The following is a 20256-nucleotide window of genomic DNA, read 5'->3' on the forward strand; positions in this document are numbered from 1 at the left end:
GCTATGTCCTTCTTGCTGAGCATGTTCGCGGACAGCCCGTCACCAGTTACGTACCGAACTTCTGCCTACGCGCTTAGGCGTAACCAGCTACGAAACAGCCGCCTACGAGACGGCCGCCAGGGCCTTGTTGATGTTCAGCTCGGCGAGGTCGCGCATCCACTGCCCGCGGGGGAAATCGGTGTCGGCGATCCGCAGCGGGCCCTCGATCAGGCTGATCACCTGCGCGAACCGGCAGAGCTCCAGCCTCGCCGGGTCAAGATCTACAGGCGCCAGTTCCGCGTACGCCGCCTGGAAGCGCAACTGCAGGAAGGCGTGCTCCCACTCGGCGTCGAAGTAGGTCACACCCTCGATGTCGATCATCACCGGCTCGCCCGCGGCCGACATGAACACGTGGTCGGGCCCCAGCTCGCCGTGGATCAGCACGTACTCGCGCCGCTGCTCGACCCGCTCGCGCAGCCCTCGCAGATGGTCCTCGATCCTGGTGCGGGCGGTCGCCACCCGCTCGTCCCGGCGCACCACCGCCGCGAGGTGGGCCAGCGCACGGTCCAGGATCATCTCTTCGGGCGGCCTGTTCTGCGCCCTCAGCGCGGCGGGCCGCCCCCACTCGGGCCCGGCGGTGGTGTGCATCCGGCGCAGCGACCGCCCCAGCTCAGCCAGCGGCCTGCGGTCGTAGCCCATCCGCGTCTCGAGTGTCTCGCTGCCCACGTCCTCGACCAGCGCCCGGTCGCCGCCGGCGAACAACAGCTCGGGCACCCGCACACCGGCGCGCGCCAGCAGCGCCCGGTTCGTGACGAACAGCTCGGCCCCGGACGCATCGGTGAACGGATCGTCGGGCACGGTCTCGGAAGGCGGCCAGTAGTCCTCGGCCGCCGCCCACACATAGAGGACCACCGAGCGCCCGTCGTCGAGCCGGATCCGGTAGACGCCCTTCTTGGTTCCGCCGGTGAGCCGTTCCAGGCCCACCGCCCGCCGGTCGCCGCCCAGTTGCTCCGCCACCAGCTCGGTCACGTCATCGACCGTCAGAAAGGCACGCATGGCGAGCGATCCTGCCCACGCCGGCTGCCGTCCACAACCGATTAACAGCGCGAAGACACGGCGAAGCCCCGTTCCGGCCTAGCGGAACGGGGCTTCGACCGACTGTCAGGCGGGCGCCACCGCGCGTGTACGACGCATCGTCAGCACATACTCGACCAGCGAGATGAGGACGTTCTTCGTCGACTCACGGTTGCGCGCGTCGCAGCTCACCACGGGGACGTCACTCGAGATCGCCAGCGCGTCCCGAACGTCCTGGGCGTTGTGATACTGCATACCGTCGAAGCAGTTGATCGCGATCAGGTACGGAAGGCGACGGTGCTCGAAGAAGTCGATCGCGGCGAAGCAGTCGGCGAGACGCCGAGTGTCCACCATCACGACCGCACCGATCGCGCCCCGCACCAGCTCGTCCCACATGAACCAGAAACGCGTCTGGCCCGGTGTTCCGAACAGATAGAGAATCAGGTCGCGGTCGATGCTGATTCGGCCGAAGTCCATGGCGACAGTGGTCGTCATCTTCCCCGGGACCTGCCGGTTGTCGTCGACACCCACACCCGCCGAGGTCATGATGGCCTCGGTGGTGAGCGGGGTGATCTCCGAGACCGACCCGACCAGCGTCGTCTTACCGACGCCGAACCCGCCGGCGATAACAATCTTCGCCGACGTCACGCGCCCCGCAGAGGGACGGTGCGACATGTCAGAGCCTGCGAAGTCCACTCAGCACCCTTTCCAGCAGTTCCGTGCCTACCGCGTCGGTCTCGTCGTCCAGCGAGGTGGGCTCGTACACCGCGACAAGGCCATCGGTGGCCATGTCGGCGACGATCACTCGAGCCACACCGAGCGGCAGTTGCATGCGTGCGGCGATTTCGGCCAGCGACTGAACTCGGCCGCCGTCGCACATCTCCGCGATGTACTGATGCTCGCTTCCACCCTGTCCGCCGCGCATCATGCCAGATCGGCCACGAACGGTTGTCTCGACCAGCGCTTCCAGCGCTATCTCAAGCTTTGGTCGGGTCCGACCACGAGTCACGGCGTACGGCCTGACCAGCGCGCCGGTCGGCTCATCGCGTTCGGGCATCGTCACCGCTCACCCCTTCCTCGGACCCTAGAAGTGTCTCTTGTTGTCAACTCTTTGAACAGCGGCCGAAATAACCGGCAAGCTGCCCGTTCAGCCGAGGACTCACTCAGCCAAGAACCCCGGCCGCGGAACGCGGTGCGGGGGTGAGCGCCTCACCGACGCGGTCGACCAGAAGGGCCATCTCGTAGCCCACCTGCCCGACGTCGCAGCTGCGCGCCGCGAGCACCGCGAAGGACGAGCCGTCCGAGATGGACATCAGGAAGAGGAACCCGTTGTCCATTTCGACCACCGTCTGCAGCACGGCGCCACCCTCGAAGCACCGCGCGGCGCCCTGAGTGAGGCTCACCAGGCCGGAAGCGATGGCTGCCAGCTGATCAGCGCGGTCCCGGGGAAGGTCCCGTGAGGCCGCCAGGAGCAGACCGTCAGCGGAGACCGCGATCGCATGTGCGACGCCGGGAACGCGGTCGGCGAAGTTGGCCAGGAGCCAACCGAGATCCTGCGTAGATGTCATGCCTCATGCTCCTTGCCAGCCTGCGAGGACTGCTGCCCTCCCGGAGTCTCCTCCGGGTTGGTCGATTCTTTGGTGCGACCGCGCTGAACACCCCGGTGGTAGGCGGACAGCAGACCGCGGACACCTTCGGGGGTACGGCGCTGAACGGAAGTGTCGTTCCGGTCGACACCACCGGGGACGAGCTGCGCCATCGGAGTTCGCTTGGGCAGACCCGCTGTGGTCGTGGATTCGACCGCCACCTCGGACGCCGCCTGAGCGGCCTGCCAGCCCGTGTCGGCCGCGGTCTGCCACGGGCTCGTGGCGACACTGCCGTTCGGGCTGGAGCCGTTCGCGACGGCGCCGTTGGAGGCGCCGGCACCAACAGTAGCCGGGTCTCGGTCGCGTGACTCGGGTGAGACGGCCTGCTGCGGCACACCGACCGTCCGCGACGGCTCCCCGGTGGGGATCCGCTGCGAGCTGACCGGCTCGTCAAGTCCGTTGGTCGACGGTTTGGTGTCAGCCGGACGGGCAGTCGTGAACCAGGCCGACTCGAGCTCCCGGAAGATCGGGAGTTCCATCGTCTCGTCGGCGAACTGACCCTGGCCGTTGTCCCGCTGGCGGGCCGCGGCCTGCGCGGCCGCGATCTGGGCGGCGGCCGTGGCCTGAGCCTCGGCAGCCTGTGCGGTCGCGGCCTCGTGTGCCGCCTTGGCCGCCGCGGCCGCCCGCTGCGACTCCGACGGCAGGCCCGAGGTGTTCCCAGCGGAGACCGGCGTGGCCGGCGGAGCGGAGGACGGGATCGGCGCCGTCTGCGGGTTGGTCGGGCGCTCCACCTGCGGTCGCTGGTCGCCGCGCTGCTCCGGCCGGTAGCGCGGGAGCTCGGCGGTCATGTCGAGCGCGGCCGCCAGGCTCTCGGGCACGTGCGGAGCCGGGTTCTCGCGCTCGGGAGCGACCGGCGGCCAGGCCGGGGGCGCGGCCGCGGCCGGCGGCGCGGAGACCGGGGGTTCCGATCCGGGCGGCGACGACATCGGGCGGCCACCGTACGGCGGAGCCGAGGGCACCGGCGGAGCGGAGACCGGCGGGACGAACGGGGTGCGGCCCTGGTGTTCCGGGTTGGCCGGCAGCTGGCGCGGAATCGTCGCGCCGTAGCCCGTGGCGTCACCGTCGGGACGGCCCGGCTCACCGTTGCGGCGCTGCGGCAGTCCGTCGGGACCGGCGAAGCCCTGCGGCGACGGCTGTCCACCGGGACCGGACGGCAACGGCGGGATGGGCTCGTTGCTGCGCGGGCCGTAGAAGCCGTTGCTGCCGTTGCCGTTCCCGTTGCTGCCATTACTGCCGTTGAGCGAGCCGTTGGAACCGAAGCCGTTGCTCGGCGCGCCGGTCAGGTCGGACCACGCCGGCACCGAGTGCCCGTTGGTGCCCAGCATGCCGCCGGTGTTCATCGGCGGGTTGGGGTCGAACGGACGACCGGTGGGGTAGCTGCCGCTCGGGTAGCCACCGCGGCCGCTTTCGAGCGCGAGGGGCTCGGGCATGCCCGGGCGGCCCTGCTCGTCGTAGCCGGCGCCGACCTGGGGGCGGCCGCCGGTCGCGACGGCGTTCTGGTTGTGGCTGCCGGTGAGCACCGAGAGCGGCAGGCCGACCTCGGCCACCGTGCCCCGCTCGGTGTCGGCCGGGCGCAGCTCGACCTTGACGGCGTGGCGGTTGGCCAGCCGGGCGACCACGACCAGGCCCATCATGCGGGAGACGGCCACATCCACCATCGGCGGGCTGGCGAGCCGCTCGTTCAGCTCGCGCAGCTGCTCACGGCTGATGCCGATGCCGCGGTCTTCCACCGAGAGGAGAGCACCGTCGCCCAGCCGCCGGGCCTCGACGATGACCGTCGAGTTGGGCGGGGAGAAGGCGGTGGCGTTGTCGAACAGCTCGGCGACCAGGTGGACCATGTCGTTGACGGCGTGCGCTGCCACCTCGATGTCCCGGTCGATCATGCCGAACTCGATGCGCGTGTAGTGCTCGACCTCGGACTGAGCGGCGCGGAGCACGTCGATCAGGGCGGCCGGCTCGCGCTGCACACGGGTCGAGTCGGCACCGGCGAGAACCAGAAGGTTTTCGTCGTTACGGCGCATTCGGGTGGCCAGGTGGTCGAGCTGGAAGAGCTCGGCCAGACGGTCCGGGTCCTCCTCGCCGCGCTCCAGCCGGTCGAGGTGACCGATGAGCCGGTCGACCAGGATCTGGGAACGGCGGGCCAGGTTGACGAACATCGTCGCGACGGAGGCCCGCAGCGCGGCCTGCTCGGCCGCGGTGCGCACCGCCTCGAGGTGAACCGCGTTGAACGCCTCGGTCACCTGACCGAATTCATCGCGGCTGCGTACCGGAAGCGGCTCGGCGATCTGGTCGGCGAGCTGGGCCGGGGTGAGCGATGTGGACAGCTGCGGGTCGCGCAGCCGGCTCACCGCGTGGGGCAGACCGAACTGGGCGACCGAGAGCGCACCCTGTCGCAGCTCGCGCAGCGAACGGGCCATCGAGCGGGCGACCAGCCAGGCGAAGAGGATGGCGAGCAGCAGCATGCCGAGCAGGATGCTGGTCTCGAGGAAGACCCGCCGATTCACGTCGTTCCGCAGGTCGGTGGCCTCGGCGACGATGTCGGAGTCCATCTTGACCTCGACCTTGCGGAACTCCGCGCCGTACCCGGTCATCGCCTTTTCCCAGTTGGCGGTGTTGAACGGGATGTTGCGGGTATTCGCGCCCTGCAGGCTTCGCAGCGGCAGGGTGTAGTTGGTGGCGGCCTTACCGGCGGTGGAGTTGGTGATGGCCGAGAAGGCTGCGACATCCGAGTCCGAACCGACCGACTTGACGGTCGTGCCCGCCAGCTCGAAGCCGGTCTCGGCGAGAAGGAAATCACGCCGCAGCGGCTCGGTCAGCTGACGGGCGGCGATGATCTTGTGGCCGATGTCGCGCTGCTGGGCGATGAACTCCTTGGCCTGGGCGACGGCGGCGACCGAGCGCAGGTGGTCGCTCAGCTCGGTGTCGCTGGCCAGCTGGGCGGCCGCGTCACGCACGTCGAGCAGGTCGTCGATGAGCTTGGTGTAGCTGTCTTCGACGTCGGTGCCGGGGCGGTCGTTGGCGATCTGGCTGCGCTGCGCCGGCAGGTCTTCGAGGTTGCGATCGAGGCGCAGCAGGAGCGTGCTGACGTTCTCGGGGACCTCGTCGAGCGCGGCCTTCTGCTGGGCGTAGGGCACCTTGGCCGCGTCGACCTGGGCCGTCTCGGCGGTGTAGGCCTCTTTCGCCTTGACGAAGTCGGGACTCTTCTTGTCCTGGATCGTCGTGATCATCATGCCGTAGGCACGTTCGTTCTGCAGGTGGTCGACGAGACCGCCGGCCGCCTCCGACAGCACCGAAAGGGTGCGCGCACGCTCCGCGTTGTTGGCTTCCTCGATGTGGTCGACCAGGCCGCTGACGCCGACGATGATCGTCGCCAGGGTAGGCACCAACATGATCAGGCCAAGCTTCGACCAGATCGGCAGGTCTCGCAGCCGATCAGCCGGGCGACGGAGACGCGACATGACGCCGTTCGCCGTCTTGGGGCGCTTGCTCACGTCACCGTCCTCCTGTTTCGGGCCCCGGCACTCGGCTTGCCGGGCGCCGCACACGGCCGACTGCCGCGTCGGGCCCCCGAGATTCCATCACGACGAGTGTCAAAGAGAAAGGGCCGCCGGACACGGACCGGTTGTGTGACGCGATGTTGGTCCGCCGGAGCGGGGACGTCGCCGGTCAATATCACGGGATGTAGGGGGACCTTTTCTCAGCGTTACTCAGACCGATCGATCGGCGTGGGGGTTACACCGAACGAACGCGCCCGATCGTAGAGGATCGCGGCAGGAGAGACGATGGCGCGGTCGCGAACGATCGGCAAGGTGAGATGCCCGATTTTGCAATGTTTGTAGGGACCATTCTGGCCGAACGGACGATCAGTGCCGCCGAACCGCCAGTGTCGGTTGCCGCAGGGCGACCTGTAGCAGCTTCGTGGCGTCAGCCGAGCAGCTTCGCGTAGCCCGGCTTGATCACGTCATTGATGATCGCCAACCGCTCGTCGTACGGGATGAAGGCCGACTTCATCGCGTTGATGGTCAGCCACTGGAACTCGGGCCACCCCCAGCCGAAGGCCTCGGACAGCAGAGTCATCTCGCGGGACATCGATGTGCCGCTCATCAGGCGGTTGTCCGTATTGACGGTGACCCGGAAGCGCAGATCGCGCAGCAGGCCGATGGGGTGCTCGGCGATCGACGGCGCGGCGCCGGTCTGCACGTTGGACGACGGGCAGAGCTCGAGCGGGATGCGCTTGTCGCGGACGTACGCCGCCAGCCGGCCCAGCACGACGTCGCCGCCGGCCACCGTTCCGGTGATGTCGTCGACCAGTCGCACACCGTGCCCGAGCCGATCGGCGCCGCACCATTGGATGGCCTGCCAGATCGAGGGCAGCCCGAAGGCCTCGCCGGCGTGGATGGTGAAGTGGAAATTCTCACGCTGCAGGTATTCGAAGGCGTCCAGGTGGCGGGTGGGCGGGAACCCGGCCTCGGCCCCGGCGATGTCGAAGCCGACCACGCCCGCGTCGCGGTAACGCACCGACAGCTCGGCGATCTCCTGCGACCGGGCCGCGTGGCGCATCGCGGTCAGCAGCACGCCGATGCGGATCGGGGTGCCCTGGGCGGCCGCCTCGGCTGCGCCCTCGACGAAGCCGGCGTTCACCGCGTCGACCACCTCGTCGAGGGTCAGGCCGCGTTCGAGGTGCTGTTCGGGGGCGTAGCGGACCTCGGCGTAGACGACGCCGTCGGCGGCCAGGTCGAGCGCGCACTCCTTGGCGACCCGGTGCAGCCCTTCGACCGTCTGCATGACCGCGACCGTGTGGGCGAACGTCTCCAGGTAGCGTTCGAGCGAGCCGGAGTCGGCCGCCGCGACGAACCACTCGCCCAGCGCGGCCGGGTCGGTCGTGGGCAGCTGGTGACCCACGCGGTCGGCCAGTTCCACGATGGTGGCGGGCCGCAGCCCGCCGTCGAGGTGGTCGTGCAGCAGCGCCTTGGGCGCCGGAACGATGTCGGAGAAAGCGATGGCGGCCATCAGCCGAGCCTAGAGGCAGGGACCAATGATCGACGGAGCATTGCCGTACCTGCGATGCCCGGTTTGCCGGCAGCCGCTCGAGCGCGCCGGCCGGACGCTGCGATGCCCGCTGCGCCACAGCTTCGACATGGCGAAACAGGGCTACGCCGATCTGACCGCGGGCCGCATGCCGCACGTCGGCGACACCGCCGCGATGATCGCCGACCGCGACGCCTTCCTGACCGCCGGCCACTACGACTTCATCGCCGACGCGCTGGCCGCGGCGGCCACCCCAGGCTTCGTCGGCGACGCGCCTGCCGGGCCGGGTTTCGACGCCGACGCGGGGACCGAGCCGGGTTTCGTCGTCGATGCGGGCACCGGCACCGGCCACTACCTGTCCCGGGTGCTCGACGCGTTGCCCGACGCCACCGGCCTGGGTCTGGATGTCTCGAAACCGGCGCTGCGCCGGACCGCCCGGGCCCATCCGCGGGTGGCCGCCGTGCTGACTGATCTGTGGCGCCCGCTACCCATCGCGGACAGCGTGGCCGACGTCGTCCTCAACGTCTTCTCCCCCCGCAACGGCCCCGAGTTCCATCGCGTCCTGCGCCCGGACGGTCTGCTACTGGTCGTGACCCCGGAGCCGGATCACCTGCGGGAATTGATCGCCGCCCACCAGATGATCCAGGTCGACCCCGACAAGGCCGCCCGGGTCCAGGAGTCCCTGGGTGATCATTTCAAGTCCGGCACGCCGATCCCCCTGCGCCGCGAGATGACCTTGACCGCCGCCGAGACCCGCACGCTGATCGGCATGACCCCGAGTGCCCACCACGCCTCGGCCATCGAAGCCGCATCGGCCACCGTGACGGCCTCGGTGCTGATGACGCCGTATCGCCCGCTTTGAGCGCAACCGCTCACGCACGTCGCCGTGGCGCGGTGAGCGCTCCGGACGCGCCAGCGGCCGGCTCACCGCGTCGCGGCCCTCGGCGGGAGCAGCGATCCGCACCCACCACCCCGCCACGACATGGATCTTGATCTGAGTTCTTCATACCGAAAGATCGACCTCCTCCCATTCGGCGGGCTTGTCGTGATAGGGCCCGTGGAAGATCACTGCCCACTCCAGAGCCCACCGCCGCTGGCCGATGGCGTTGGCGTCGATCTCGCCCGGCAGGGTCAGCCCCACCCGCTCGGCCTCTTGAAAAGCCCAGTCCAGGCAGTAGTAGAGGTCCAGCAGAACCGCCGCCTCAACGGGGTCACGCGGTGACATCAGCGACCGCGAACGCCACTGCCCGAAAGTCTCTCCTGCCGGCAGATCCGGCATCTGCGACATCATCCGCCCCTCGGGCGGCGCGGTCGGGTCGAGATGCCGGCTCAGCCCGAGCAGCCAGGCCAGTGCGAACACCGCGTCGTGATGCAGCACGAACGACCGGTGGTCCCCCTTGGCGCCGATCACGAACTGCCATTCCGGCGGGGTGACCAGGTCGACCAGGCGCGATCCGAGCAGCCAGCTCATCGCCGCCTCGGTGGGCATGCCGAAGCAGCGGGCCACCACCACATGGAGCACCGCCGCGCGCGCCTCCAACTCGGCCGTGGGACGCAGCTCGACCGAGTCGCCCGGCTCCCACACCAGGGGGAAGCCGGGCGGCGGCAGCGGCAGCCCGAGCCGGGCCACCTCGTCGAAGCTGGCCTCCCGGACTGCGCGCGGGTCGGGTACTGCCTTCTGCATGGTGCGTCAGGCTATGCGGTCGAGCACCAGATTGGTAAGAGTAGGCCGTTCCGTACCGATGACGACCGCTTCGGCGGCAGTCGCGCGGGCCACCGGGATGCGGGCTGGATCGTCGGCACGCAGCTCGAGCAGCACGTCGCCGGCACGCACCGGGTCGCCCGGCTTGACCTTGAGGACCACCCCGGCGCCGGAACTGACCGGATCTTCCTTGCGGGCCCGTCCGGCGCCGAGCCGCCAGGCCGCCAGGCCGATGCCGTACGCGTCGACGCTGCTCACGACGCCGTCGGCGGCCGCCCGCAGCACCTCGGTCTCGCGCGCGACCGGCAACGGGGCCTCCGGGTCGCCGCCCTGGGCACGGATCATCGCGCGCCACGTGTCCATGGCCGCCCCCGACTCGAGCACCTTGGCCGGGTCGGCGTCGATGCCGGCCGCGGTGAGCATCTCGCGGGCCAGCGCCAGGGTCAGCTCGACCACGTCGGCCGGGCCCCCGCCGGCCAGCACCTCGACCGACTCGGTGACCTCGATCGCGTTGCCGACGGTCAGGCCGAGCGGGGTGCTCATGTCGGTCAGCAGCGCGATGGTGGTGACGCCGCTGTCCTGACCCAGGCGCACCATCGTGCCGGCCAGCTCACGGGCGCTGTCCAGGTCTTTCATGAAGGCGCCGGAGCCGACCTTGACGTCGAGCACCAGCGCGCCGGTGCCCTCGGCGATCTTCTTGCTCATGATCGAGCTGGCGATCAGCGGGATGGCCTCGACCGTCCCGGTGACGTCGCGCAGGGCGTACAGCTTGCGGTCGGCCGGGGCCAGCCCCTCGCCGGCCGCGCAGATGACCGCGCCCACGTCCTCCAGCTGCCGCTTGAAGTCGTCGTTGCTGATCGACGCCCGCCAGCCGGGGATCGACTCGAGCTTGTCCAGCGTGCCGCCGGTGTGGCCGAGCCCGCGGCCGGAGAGCTGGGGCACGGCCGCCCCGCAGGCTGCGACCAGCGGGGTCAGCGGCAACGTGATCTTGTCGCCGACACCGCCGGTGGAGTGCTTGTCGGCGGTGGGGCGGGTGATCGCGGAGAGGTCGAGCCGCTCCCCGCTGGCGATCATCGCGGCGGTCCAGCGGGCGATCTCGGCCGGCGTCATGCCGCGCAGCAGGATGGCCATGGCCAGGGCCGACATCTGCTCGTCGGCCACCGCCCCGCGGGTGTACGCGTCGACGACCCAGTCGATCTGGGCGTCACTCAGCGTGTGCCCGTCCCGCTTGGCCCGGATGACATCGACCGCGGCGAACTCACTCATCGCCGTCCTCCTTCCACGAAGCCGGGATGCCCTCGGGGGGCGCCCCGTCGCCGGCCCAGGCGAGCGATCCCTCGGCGTCCACGACCACGATCCGCGGGGTGCGGACCCGTCCCCACGCCACCGCCGCGCTCGCGCTCGGGAAGTTTGGTCCCTCCTCGAGCACGCCCTTCTCAGCGTCGCTCTCGGCCGGGCTGCCAGCGGACCGTTCCCAGTAGCCCGTCCAGACAGTCTCGCCGCCGGAGAGGTCGGGATGCACGAAAACGGTGCCCCGGCCGCGCCATTTGGCGAGCTCGGCCGGCACCTCGGGGGTCCTGGAGGCGCCGTTGACGCGCTCCAGGTCTTCGAAGCCGAACGCGTGCGGCAGCAGTTCGGCCAGCCGCAGCGGCCCGGTGTGCCACTCGACCAGCATCTCCGGGCCGCCGTTCTCCCACAGCAGCTGGCGGCAGCGGCCGCACGGCATCAGCGGGTTGCCGGTGGCGTCGACGCACGAGAACGCCACCAGCCGCCCGCCGCCGGTCATGTGCAGCTGGCTGACCAGTCCGCACTCCGCGCACAGCCCCACGCCGTAGGACGCGTTCTCCACGTTGCACCCGACGACCACCCGGCCGTCGTCCACCACCGCCGCCGCCCCGACCGGAAAGTCGGAGTACGGGGCGTACGCGTGCCGCATCGCTTCGATGGCGGCCGCGCGCAACCCAGCCCAGTCGATCTGCATGGTGCAGATTGTGCCTGACGTGCCCCGACGTCAGCTCTTGACGTAGGGCACACCGTCGGCCGCGGGCGCCCGCACCCGGCCCACCAGACCGGCCACCGCGATGATGGTCGCCAGGTAGGGCAGCATGTTGAGGAACTGGTTGGGCACCGGGCTGCCGACTGCGCTGAGGTAGTTGGCCAGCTTCTGGGCGAAGCCGAAGAACAGGGCCGCGCCCAGCGCTCCGAACGGAGTCCACCGTCCGAAGATCAGGGCCGCCAGCGCGATGAAGCCGGCGCCCGCCGTCATGTTCTTGTTGAAGGCCCCGGTCGAGACCAGCGTGAAGTACGCGCCACCGGCGCCCGCCACGACGCCGCCGAGCAGCACGTTCATGTAGCGCAGGCCGCGCACCCGGATGCCGACCGTGTCAGCCGCCGTGGGGTGCTCGCCGACCGCGCGGGTGCGCAGGCCCCAGCGGGTGCGGGTGAGGGCCAGGTGGATCACCACCACCAGCGCCAGCGCCAGCCAGACCAGCAGGTTGGTCTCGAACAGCACGGGGCCGATGACCGGGATGTCGGCCAGGCCGGGGATACGCCACTCGGGCAGCCGCGGCGGCGAGTTGTACTTGAGCGCGTCGGGCTGCATGAGCCGCTCGTACAGGAAACCGGTGACGCCCAGCGCGAGCAGGTTGAGCACGATGCCGACGACCACCTGGTCGACCAGGAAGCGGATGGCCAGCACGGCCAGCAGCGAGGCGATGATGACACCGCCCACGACCGCGCTGATCAGACCGGCCCAGACGCTGGTGGCCAGCGTGCCGACCAGGGCTGCACCGAACGCCCCCATCAGGAACTGGCCCTCGATGGCCACGTTGACCACGCCCGAGCGCTCGCAGAGCACGCCGGCCAGGGCGCCCAGGATCAGCGGCAGCGCGAGTTCCAGTGAGCCGCTGGCCGTGTCGACCAGCGGCAGGAACTTGCCGGCCACCTGCCAGCACAGGAACGAGAAGACGAAGGTCACGATGCCCAGGGTGAGCAGAGTGGTCTGCCAGCGCTTGGCCACCCCGGCCAGGAGGGCGGCGCCGGCGGCGATGGTGACGATGCCGAACAGGATGGCGCCGAACTGGCCGTTGATCGAGAGCGCGGCGCCCTCGGCGTCCTCGCTGAGGGTGAAGCGGGCGGTCGCCGAGTCGGCCACCGATCCGAAGATCACGGCCGCGATCAGGCCGATGACGACCAGGGCGGCGCCGAGCCGGCGCTGCCGGCTCCAGAACCTCTTGGGGGCGGTGGCCTCGGTCAGGTCTTCCACCGTTGCGGTCGACACGCCGCTCACCAACCCTTCGCCATGGACGTGCCGAGCCGCGCGGTGCGCGCATCGCGGAGCTGGAAGATCGACTTCACCAGGGCGGGGGCCGCGATGAAGATCACGATGAGGGCCTGCAGCACGGTGACCAGCTCGAGCGAGACACCCACGTCGACCTGCATCAGGTTGCCGCCCGCGCGCAGCCCGCCGTAGAGGATCGCGGCGAACAGCGTGCCCCACGGTTTGTTCCGGCCGAGCAGGGCCACCAGCAGGCCGTCGAAGCCGATGTTGCCGGCCACCTGGCCGGTCAGCCGGTCGGCCGTGCCGAGCACCTGCACCGCGCCGCCCAGGCCGGCCAGGCCACCGGCGACGACCATGAGCATGATGTACGTGCGGGCCACGCTCATGCCGGCGGTGCGGGCGGCCGGCGGGTTGACGCCCACGGCGCGCAGCTCGAAGCCGAACGACGAGCGGTTGATCAACCAGGCGACCCCGGCCGTGGCCAGCACCGCGAGCACGATGCCCAGGTGCACGCGCAGCGGCGCGGGCAGGCCGGGCAGCCCCGCGGTCGACTCGATCGTCTTGCTGACCGCATCGGTGCGGTCCGGGTCCTGGACGCCGTTCTGCAGGATCAGCCAGCCGAGGAAGAGCGTCGCCGTGTAGTTGAGCATGATCGTGGTGATCACCTCGTGGGCGCCGGTGCGGGCCTTGAGCAGGCCGGGCACGAAGCCCCAGAGCGCACCGCCGATCAACCCGGCGGCCAGCGCGACGATCAGGTGCAGGCCGGCCGGCAGTCCGATGGCGAACCCGGCCACCCCGGCGGTGACGCAGCCGATGACGGCCTGGCCCTGGGCGCCGATGTTGAACAGGCCGCCACGGAACGCGAGCGCCACCGACAGGCCGGTGAAGACCAGCGGGGCGGCGTAGGTGAGCGTCTCGGAGAGCGGGTTGAGCGCCGTCTTCCAGTCGCCGGTGCCGCTGAACCACGCCTGCACGGCGGCCGGGTCGAAGATCGCGCCCTTGAACAGGTCGGCGTACGCCCGGCTGACCAGATCCCAGCTGGCGTTGAGGGCGTCGCTCGGCCGGGCCGTGAAGTACGAGAACGTCGAGAGCACCGCGGAGTCGGACACGACGATCAGCACCGCGCCGATGACCAGCGCCAGGAAGATCGACAGCATCGTCACCGTGACGGTGTTGGCCGACCAGAGGTTGTGCAGGAAGAGACCGAAGAACGACTCCTCCTTCTCCTCCTTCTTCTTCTCCGGAGCCTTGGGCGCCTCGGGGGCTTCGGTGGTCACTCCGTGTCCTCTGCTTCTCGCGTCACGACGCCGGCCATGAGCAGGCCGATCTCCTCACGCGGCGTGTCCGGGGAGACGACGGCCAGGATCCGCCCGCGGTACATCACCGCGATGCGGTCGGCCAGGCCGACCACCTCGTCCAGCTCGCTCGAGACGACCAGCACGGCGGTGCCGGCGTCCCGCTCGTGGATGATCTGGTTGTGGATGAACTCGATCGAGCCGACGTCCACACCGCGGGTCGGCTGCGCGGCGACCAGCAGCTTGAGCGGGCGGGACATCTCGCGGGCGACCACGACCTTCTGCTGGTTGCCGCCGGAGAGCGTGCCGACCGTCGACTGGGGTGACGAGGTGCGGATGTCGAACTGGCTCACCCGTTCCCGGGCCGACTCGGCGATCGGCCCGGGGTTGAGCTTGAATCTGTTGCCGAACGGCGCCTGGTCGTAGATGTCGAGCACCAGGTTCTCGGCGACGGTGAAGTCCTTGACCACGCCGTCGAGGCTGCGGTCCTCGGGGACGTAGCCGACGCCCGCCCGCAGCACCTGCTTGGTGGTCCGGCCGGCGAGGTTCTTGTCCTCGAGCTCGATCGTGCCCGCGCGGGACTCCCGCAGGCCCATGATCGCCTCGACCAGCTCGGTCTGGCCGTTGCCCTGCACGCCCGCGATGCCCAGCACCTCGCCGGAGCGGACGACCAGGTCGACACGGTCGACGGCCCGCGTCCCGCGGTCGTCGTCGACGATCAGGCCGGAGACCTTGAGCACCTCGCGGCCGGGGTCGGACGGGGTCTTGGTGACCTCGAGGCTGACGTCGCGGCCCACCATGAGGGCGGCCAGCTCGTCGGCCGAGGTGTCGGGGGAGAACGAGCCTTTAGCCGGGTCAGGGGCGGTGGCGGGGTGGTTGGACGGGGCCACGGTGCGCCCGCGGCGGATCACCGTGATCCGGTCGGCGATGGCCTTGACCTCACGCAGCTTGTGCGTGATGAAGACGATCGACTTGCCGGTCTCGGCCAGCGACCGCATGACCGCCAGTAACTCGTCGGTCTCCTGCGGGGTGAGCACGGCCGTCGGCTCGTCGAGGATCAGCAGGTCGACCTCGCGGGTCAGGGCCTTGACGATCTCGACCCGCTGCTGCGAGCCGACCGGCAGGTTCTCGACCAGGGCGTCGGGATCGACCGGCAGGCCGTAGCGCTTCGAGGTCTCGAGCACGTCGCGCCGGCTGCGGCGGCGGTCGAGCCAGCCGAGCGGGCCGCCGCGCACCTCCTCGGCCCCGAGGGCGATGTTCTCGGCCACGGTGAAGACCGGTACCAGCATGAAGTGCTGGTGGACCATGCCGATGCCGGCCGCGATGGCGTCGCGGGGACTGCGGAAAACCTTGGGCTCCCCGTCCACCAGGATCTCGCCCTCGTCCGGCTGGAGCAGACCGTAGAGCTGGTTCATCAGCGTCGACTTGCCGGCGCCGTTCTCGCCCAGCAGGGCGTGCACCTCGCCGGGCTCGACCGTGATGTCGATGTGGTCGTTGGCCACCAGGTCGCCGAAGCGCTTAGTGATGCCGCGCAGTTCGAGTCTCAGCGGAATCTCCCGACTTCGGCTTCTTTGTGAGTTTTACCCGAGAACTGGAACCGCCGCTCGACCACGAGGAATTCTCGCGGTCGGGCGGCGGCCGGAATGCTACCCAGTGAATCGTCAGGCCGGAGCGCTGGGCGATTCAACCTTGATCGTGCCGGCGATGATGTCGTTCTTCAGCTTCTCGACCTCGTCCTTGAGACCCTGGTCGATCTTGCTGTCGAACTGGTTGTACGGCGCCAGCGAGACACCGTTGTTCTTGAGCGTGCCCAGGTAACCCGGGGTGGCGGTCAGCGGCTGACCGGTGGCGCCGGCGACGACCGCCGTCTCGACCGCGTCGGTGATGTTCTTGACCACGGTGGTCAGGAAGACCTCACAGTCCTGAGCCGCGCTCTTGCAGCCGTCCTGGTCGACCCAGACGATCGAGACCTTGCCGCTGGAGCCCTTGGCGACCTCGGCCGCACCGAGGCCGGTGCCACCGGCGACCGGCATGATCACGTCGGCCCCCTGGGCGACGAACGTGCTGGCCAGCGCCTTGCCCTTGGCCGGGCTGGCGAAGTCCTCGGCGAAGCTGCCGTTCTGCTTCGCCTTGTCCCAGCCGAGCACCTGGACATTCTTGCCCTTGGCCTTGTTGTACTCCGCGACGCCGTCGGCGAAACCGTCCATGAAGATGGTCACCGGCGGGATCTTGAGGCCGCCGAACGTGGCCACCTTGCCGCTCTTCGAGTAGCCCGCGGACAGGTAGCCGGCCAGGAAGGCCGCCTCCTGGGTGGCGAACTGCATCGGGTAGACGTTCGCGGCGCCCTGGATCGAGCTGTCGACGATGCCGAACTGCTGGCTCGTGTTCTGCGCCGCGACGGCCTTGGTGGAGTCACCCATGAGGCCACCGACCGACAGGATGAAGTTGCACTTCTGGGTCACGAAGCCGCGCAGGTTGGGCTCGTAGTCGGCCTCGGCGGTCGACGCGACGTACTTCGGGTCGACACCGGGCGCCTGAGCCTTGGCGGCCTGGAGTCCGGCCCACGCCGATGCGTTGAAGGACTTGTCGTCGATGCCCCCGGTGTCAGTCACCATGCAGGCCTTGTAGGCCGCGGCGGCGGCGCTCGAGCTGCCGCCGGCGGGGGTCTCGTCAGGCGCGTCGCTGCAGGCCGCGGCGGCGAGCGTCAGCCCACCTGCCGCGAGCAGCGCAACGAGCCGGTTCCCACGTACTGGGCGCAAGACGCCCTCCTTCCAACGCGCACCGACACTTGTCGGTGAGTCTTCACCGCGGGAGCGTAGCCGCAGGCCAGAGCGCGGGCGGCACTTTGGACCGGACTGTTGGCGCACCGTTATCTGCCCGCAACCGGGGAACACTTGAGGCGTCGCTTCTATCCGTTAGTGCGGCAAATCATCGGCCCGCGTGGTAATCAGACAGAAACCTTGCGGCCGGGTCACGACTTTCGCCAGGCTTTTACGCCGAGGACGCCCACCGTCGTGCCGATGAGCAGCGAGGCGCCGATCAGCACGGCATGGATCAGCAGGAACGACGTCGGCCGCCCCTCAGCGAAAGAGCGGTCGTCCTGCCAGATGGCCAGGCCGAACCGAGGCCAGATGACCCAGGTCCAGACCCCGACCGCCGTCAGAAAGACCGCCCACCGCCTAGAAATGACCATGCCGCAACTATTTCACCGGCTCGTCGAACCGCGCCGTGCTCCCGATCGGCTGGGAAATGACCATGCCGCGACTGTTGCTCAGGCCGTGGTCACCAGGCCGGGCCGGGCCGCGCTGGGCTGCGAGTCCGGCACCTTCTCCGACGCGAGCCCGCGGCGTCCGATCAGGGTCAGAAGCAGACCCCCGGCCGCGTACGCCGAGAGCAGGGCCACCGCGAAGCCGGCTCCCCCACCGTCGAAGTAGGCGACCGACCGCAGCAGCGACGCGCCCGCACCGATCGGCAGCCACTGGCCGATCTCGCCCCACGGCTGCGGCAGCAGTTCGGGTGCGGCCGGGATGCCGGCCAGCGCGTTGCCGACCAGGAACATGACCAGCGCGCCGAGAGCGAGCCCGCCCCGGTCGAGCACGGCCGCGAGCCCGGTCATCGCCGCCGCCACGGCCAGCGCGAACAGACCCAGCGCAGCCGCGACGGCGAGGTAACCGCCCGGCAGGATGCCCAGCCACTCCTGCTGCACCGCGGCAACCGAGAACCCGGCCAGGACGCCGTAGCTGAGGAGCGCGAGCAACCGGGCGGCGCGCTGCCGCACGAGCAGGAACACCAGGACGCCGGCGAGCAGGCTGGTGATGGCCAGCGGGAGGAACCCGCCCGCGAACCCGGCGCCGCGCGCGTCGTCGGGGTCGAGCGGCACGATGTCACGCACCGGCACCTGCGGGCCGAGCCGGGCCGCGGCCTCGGTGAGCAGCGCGGCCACGGTGGGCGAGGCGGCCGAGGCGATGTGCACCTCGGGGCCGGTCGGCGAGACGAGGATCGCCCCGTACACCGCACGGTCCTTGATGGCGGCGTCGGCGGCGGCCGCGTCGGCCACCGGGTGCACGTCGAAGGCGCCCGGACGCTCGGCCTCGAGCTGGGCGGCCAGTGCGGGTGGGCCGGCCACCGCGATGGGTAGGTCGCGGGGCGCGATGTTGGCCGCCGGAGCGGCGAAGAGCGGGACGAGGAGCGCCTGGACGGCCACCACGATCACCGCGATGAGCACGCCGAGGGCGAGAGCCTTGCGCTGCATGTTGCCTCCTAAAACGAATGATCGTTCTTTTAGAATCACAGCGTGCTCCGCACCTCCCGGCCGCGTCAAGAACGAGCGTTCGTTTTATGATGTGGGGCGTGCCACGTGTATCGGAAGACCATCTGACCGCCCGCCGCGAGCAGATCCTCGTCGCGGCCCGAGCCTGTTTCCTGCGCAAGGGGCTGCACAACACGTCGATGCAGGACCTCATCAAGGAGGCCGGGCTATCGGTCGGCGCCGTCTACCGCTACTTCAAGTCCAAGGACGAGATCATCGCCGCCATCGCCGGCGGTGTGGTGGGCGGCATCAGCCGGCGGATCGACGAGATCGCGACCCAGCAGTTGCCGCTGCTGGAATCGCTGTCGGTGCTCCTCGACGTGATCGACGAGCAGACCGGAGCCGACGGCGCGTTCCCGATCGCGCTGCAGGTGTGGGCCGAGTCGACAGTCGACCCGGCCATCCAGACGATCGTGTACGAGCGCTACACGGGGCTGCGGGCCAGTGTCCGGGTGCTCGTCGCGCAGGCCGCCGAGCGGGGCGAGCTGCCGCCCGGCGCCGACCTCGACGATGTCACCAGCGCCTTCTACGCGCTGATACCGGGTTACGGCTTGCAGCGGATGCTCATCGGAACACCGGACCGCGACGGCTTCCTGCGGGGCGTGCGGGCGCTCTACAACCGCTAGGCCGTGAGGCGGGCAGCTATCCGCGACCAGCCCTCGCGCACCTCGGCCTCGGTCGGTGGGCGGCCCGGACGTACGCGCCGGGTCTCGTACTCGTCGTCGGTCTCGACGTCGCCGGTGGGTTCTTCCAGGGCGGCACGGGCCAGGTCGATCTCGTCGCGGATGGATTCGGCGTCGGGGCGTGGCAGCAGCGGCTCGACGACGGCCATCAACTGCTCGTCGGCGACCACGGCCTGAGCCAGCGCCAAGGCATGCGCACGCTCGTAGGGGCCGCAGACCACCGGCTCCCAGTCCTCCTCGTCGCCGATCGATCCGATCGTGATGACCCAGGGGAGGTCGGCCACCGGCGAGCCGGTCGGCAGATCCAACGTCACGAGTGTGCCCACGGGCTCATCATTCCGGGCTGGTGTGCCGAATCCAGGTATTTTGCCCCACGGGGGCAGTTTTATCGTCTGCTGACAGGTCGATGACGCGCCCGTGCGGGCTGGTGGCCGCCCAGGCCGCTCCGAACAGCAGCAGCTGGTTGAAGACGTACAGGTAGACCAGCACGCCGACGGCCGAACCGACCAGGCCGTACGCGGGATTGCGTGTCACCAGGCCCACGAAGGACTTGCCCACCGTGTTCAGCAACGTGATGCCGATGCCGACCTGAAGCACCGGCGGGGCCATCCGCCGCACGGTCATGCGCAGCCGGGGCACCGCGGCCAGCAGCGCCGCCGCCAGAAGCATGTTGACGGCCACGGTGAGCAGCAGGCCGGCCGTCGAGCGGACGATGCCGTGGGCGATCCAGTCGAGCAACAGGTTCAGGCCGTACACGGCGAGCTGGGACATCGCCAGCAGCAGCAGGATGCCGAGCAGCACGAGCAGGTCGAGGGCCTGCCGGACGCCGATGTAGCCGGGCTGCTCGTTGAGCCGCCAGATCAGCCGCTGCGACGAGCGGATGGCCTCGACCCAGGCGATGCCGGTGAAGGTCAGGCCCAGGATGCCGACGATGCCGACCGTCCGGCCGCTGGCGAGGATCGCCCCGATGTCGAGGAAGGGCAGGTTGACCCGCAGGAAGTCGCGGACGATGTCGAACAGGTCCTGGTTGTTGGTGAGCAGGATGCCGAAGATCGAGTAGCCGATGAGCAGCAGCGCGAACACGGCGAAGAAGCCGTAGTAGGCGATCGCGGCGGCCAGGCGCCCGCCCTGCACGTCGATGTAGCGCACGACGGCCTGGCTCAGATGATCGAAGTACCGGGACCTGTGGCGTAGCCACATGACACGAGCCTCGGCCGCGTCGTAGGCCCGATCGATCGGATTCACGCGCCGACCGTAACC

19 protein-coding genes are annotated in these 20256 nt (G+C 69.9%); 2 read left to right on the forward strand and 17 right to left on the reverse strand.

The features are described 5' to 3' along the window. Positions 1 to 102: 102 nt before the first annotated feature. The 6 genes from LXN57_RS05720 to LXN57_RS05745 all read right to left on the reverse strand — a co-directional run bounded on the left by LXN57_RS05720 (position 103) and on the right by LXN57_RS05745 (position 7709). Positions 103 to 1035, reverse strand: a complete 933-nt coding sequence (locus tag LXN57_RS05720) for a phosphotransferase family protein (protein WP_251796973.1) — start codon at positions 1033 to 1035, stop codon at positions 103 to 105. 105 nt (positions 1036 to 1140) lie between these two features. Then, positions 1141 to 1728: a GTP-binding protein gene (locus LXN57_RS05725; RefSeq protein WP_250028343.1), complete on the reverse strand. Its 588-nt coding sequence runs from the start codon at positions 1726 to 1728 to the stop codon at positions 1141 to 1143. Between the two features lies 1 nt (position 1729). After that, entirely contained in the window at positions 1730 to 2110 is a 381-nt protein-coding gene (locus LXN57_RS05730) for a DUF742 domain-containing protein (protein ID WP_221375580.1), read from the reverse strand. A gap of 106 nt (positions 2111 to 2216) precedes the next feature. Then, the gene (locus tag LXN57_RS05735) at positions 2217 to 2621 is read right to left on the reverse strand and encodes a roadblock/LC7 domain-containing protein (protein ID WP_014447580.1); all 405 of its coding nucleotides are present in this window, start codon (positions 2619 to 2621) and stop codon (positions 2217 to 2219) included. Further along, positions 2618 to 6190, reverse strand: a complete 3573-nt coding sequence (locus LXN57_RS05740) for a sensor histidine kinase (RefSeq protein WP_251796974.1) — start codon at positions 6188 to 6190, stop codon at positions 2618 to 2620. Before LXN57_RS05740 ends, LXN57_RS05735 begins: the two co-directional genes overlap by 4 nt. 433 nt (positions 6191 to 6623) lie before the next feature. After that, positions 6624 to 7709, reverse strand: a complete 1086-nt coding sequence (locus LXN57_RS05745) for an adenosine deaminase (protein WP_251796975.1) — start codon at positions 7707 to 7709, stop codon at positions 6624 to 6626. A gap of 25 nt (positions 7710 to 7734) precedes the next feature. Between LXN57_RS05745 and LXN57_RS05750 the strand changes: the two genes are divergently transcribed. After that, a complete protein-coding gene (locus tag LXN57_RS05750; protein WP_251796976.1) occupies positions 7735 to 8589 on the forward strand; it encodes a putative RNA methyltransferase in 855 nt (284 codons plus the stop codon). Positions 8590 to 8730: 141 nt separating this feature from the next. On the opposite strand, the gene LXN57_RS05755 is transcribed toward LXN57_RS05750, so the two are convergent. From LXN57_RS05755 to LXN57_RS05795, 9 genes are all read right to left on the reverse strand, one after another. After that, positions 8731 to 9411, reverse strand: coding sequence for a DUF4272 domain-containing protein (locus LXN57_RS05755; protein WP_251796977.1), 681 nt, complete (start codon positions 9409 to 9411; stop codon positions 8731 to 8733). Positions 9412 to 9417: 6 nt separating this feature from the next. After that, positions 9418 to 10695, reverse strand: a complete 1278-nt coding sequence (locus LXN57_RS05760) for a thymidine phosphorylase (RefSeq protein WP_251796978.1) — start codon at positions 10693 to 10695, stop codon at positions 9418 to 9420. Continuing rightward, on the reverse strand, positions 10688 to 11410 hold the full coding sequence (locus LXN57_RS05765; RefSeq protein ID WP_251796979.1) for a cytidine deaminase: 723 nt from the start codon (positions 11408 to 11410) through the stop codon (positions 10688 to 10690). The genes LXN57_RS05760 and LXN57_RS05765 overlap by 8 nt, the downstream gene beginning before the upstream one ends. A gap of 30 nt (positions 11411 to 11440) precedes the next feature. Beyond that, positions 11441 to 12709 carry an ABC transporter permease gene (locus LXN57_RS05770; protein WP_251796980.1) on the reverse strand — a complete coding sequence of 423 codons (1269 nt, stop codon included), beginning with the start codon at positions 12707 to 12709 and terminating at the stop codon, positions 11441 to 11443. A 5-nt stretch (positions 12710 to 12714) separates the two neighbouring features. After that, entirely contained in the window at positions 12715 to 13986 is a 1272-nt protein-coding gene (locus LXN57_RS05775) for an ABC transporter permease (protein ID WP_438872834.1), read from the reverse strand. Next, positions 13983 to 15506 carry an ABC transporter ATP-binding protein gene (locus LXN57_RS05780; protein ID WP_308206595.1) on the reverse strand — a complete coding sequence of 508 codons (1524 nt, stop codon included), beginning with the start codon at positions 15504 to 15506 and terminating at the stop codon, positions 13983 to 13985. Before LXN57_RS05780 ends, LXN57_RS05775 begins: the two co-directional genes overlap by 4 nt. A gap of 159 nt (positions 15507 to 15665) precedes the next feature. After that, positions 15666 to 16763, reverse strand: a complete 1098-nt coding sequence (locus tag LXN57_RS05785) for a BMP family lipoprotein (protein WP_251796981.1) — start codon at positions 16761 to 16763, stop codon at positions 15666 to 15668. 212 nt (positions 16764 to 16975) lie between these two features. Continuing rightward, positions 16976 to 17197: an SCO4848 family membrane protein gene (locus LXN57_RS05790; protein WP_251796982.1), complete on the reverse strand. Its 222-nt coding sequence runs from the start codon at positions 17195 to 17197 to the stop codon at positions 16976 to 16978. 78 nt (positions 17198 to 17275) lie between these two features. Beyond that, positions 17276 to 18256, reverse strand: a complete 981-nt coding sequence (locus tag LXN57_RS05795; RefSeq protein WP_251796983.1) for a hypothetical protein — start codon at positions 18254 to 18256, stop codon at positions 17276 to 17278. Between the two features lie 89 nt (positions 18257 to 18345). Here LXN57_RS05795 and LXN57_RS05800 point away from each other — a divergent pair, with 89 nt between their 5' ends. After that, positions 18346 to 18939 (forward strand): TetR/AcrR family transcriptional regulator, encoded by a 594-nt coding sequence (locus tag LXN57_RS05800; protein WP_251797027.1) that lies wholly within the window; start codon positions 18346 to 18348, stop codon positions 18937 to 18939. Here the strand turns inward: LXN57_RS05800 and LXN57_RS05805 are convergent. Together LXN57_RS05805 and LXN57_RS05810 are read right to left on the reverse strand one after the other, a co-directional pair. Continuing rightward, entirely contained in the window at positions 18936 to 19322 is a 387-nt protein-coding gene (locus LXN57_RS05805) for a hypothetical protein (protein WP_251796984.1), read from the reverse strand. The two genes, LXN57_RS05800 and LXN57_RS05805, sit on opposite strands and share 4 nt — an antisense overlap. Before the next feature lie 7 nt (positions 19323 to 19329). Beyond that, the gene (locus tag LXN57_RS05810) at positions 19330 to 20241 is read right to left on the reverse strand and encodes a YihY/virulence factor BrkB family protein (RefSeq protein ID WP_251796985.1); all 912 of its coding nucleotides are present in this window, start codon (positions 20239 to 20241) and stop codon (positions 19330 to 19332) included. Positions 20242 to 20256 lie beyond the last annotated feature (15 nt).

Source organism: Paractinoplanes hotanensis, assembly GCF_023717965.1.
In the GTDB taxonomy this organism is placed as follows: Bacteria; Actinomycetota; Actinomycetes; order Mycobacteriales; family Micromonosporaceae; genus Actinoplanes; species Actinoplanes polyasparticus.

Bases quoted from the DNA above. Each gene is read 5' to 3' on its own strand.
- LXN57_RS05725 (WP_250028343.1), bottom strand. From the start codon at position 1,728: ATGTCGCACCGTCCCTCTGCGGGGCGCGTGACGTCGGCGAAGATTGTT.
- LXN57_RS05730 (WP_221375580.1), bottom strand. From the start codon at position 2,110: ATGCCCGAACGCGATGAGCCGACCGGCGCGCTGGTCAGGCCGTACGCC.
- LXN57_RS05760 (WP_251796978.1), bottom strand. From the start codon at position 10,695: ATGAGTGAGTTCGCCGCGGTCGATGTCATCCGGGCCAAGCGGGACGGG.
- LXN57_RS05750 (WP_251796976.1), top strand. From the start codon at position 7,735: ATGATCGACGGAGCATTGCCGTACCTGCGATGCCCGGTTTGCCGGCAG.
- LXN57_RS05795 (WP_251796983.1), bottom strand. From the start codon at position 18,256: ATGCAGCGCAAGGCTCTCGCCCTCGGCGTGCTCATCGCGGTGATCGTG.
- LXN57_RS05790 (WP_251796982.1), bottom strand. From the start codon at position 17,197: ATGGTCATTTCTAGGCGGTGGGCGGTCTTTCTGACGGCGGTCGGGGTC.
- LXN57_RS05765 (WP_251796979.1), bottom strand. From the start codon at position 11,410: ATGCAGATCGACTGGGCTGGGTTGCGCGCGGCCGCCATCGAAGCGATG.
- LXN57_RS05745 (WP_251796975.1), bottom strand. From the start codon at position 7,709: ATGGCCGCCATCGCTTTCTCCGACATCGTTCCGGCGCCCAAGGCGCTG.
- LXN57_RS05800 (WP_251797027.1), top strand. From the start codon at position 18,346: ATGTGGGGCGTGCCACGTGTATCGGAAGACCATCTGACCGCCCGCCGC.
- LXN57_RS05735 (WP_014447580.1), bottom strand. From the start codon at position 2,621: ATGACATCTACGCAGGATCTCGGTTGGCTCCTGGCCAACTTCGCCGAC.
- LXN57_RS05720 (WP_251796973.1), bottom strand. From the start codon at position 1,035: ATGCGTGCCTTTCTGACGGTCGATGACGTGACCGAGCTGGTGGCGGAG.
- LXN57_RS05755 (WP_251796977.1), bottom strand. From the start codon at position 9,411: ATGCAGAAGGCAGTACCCGACCCGCGCGCAGTCCGGGAGGCCAGCTTC.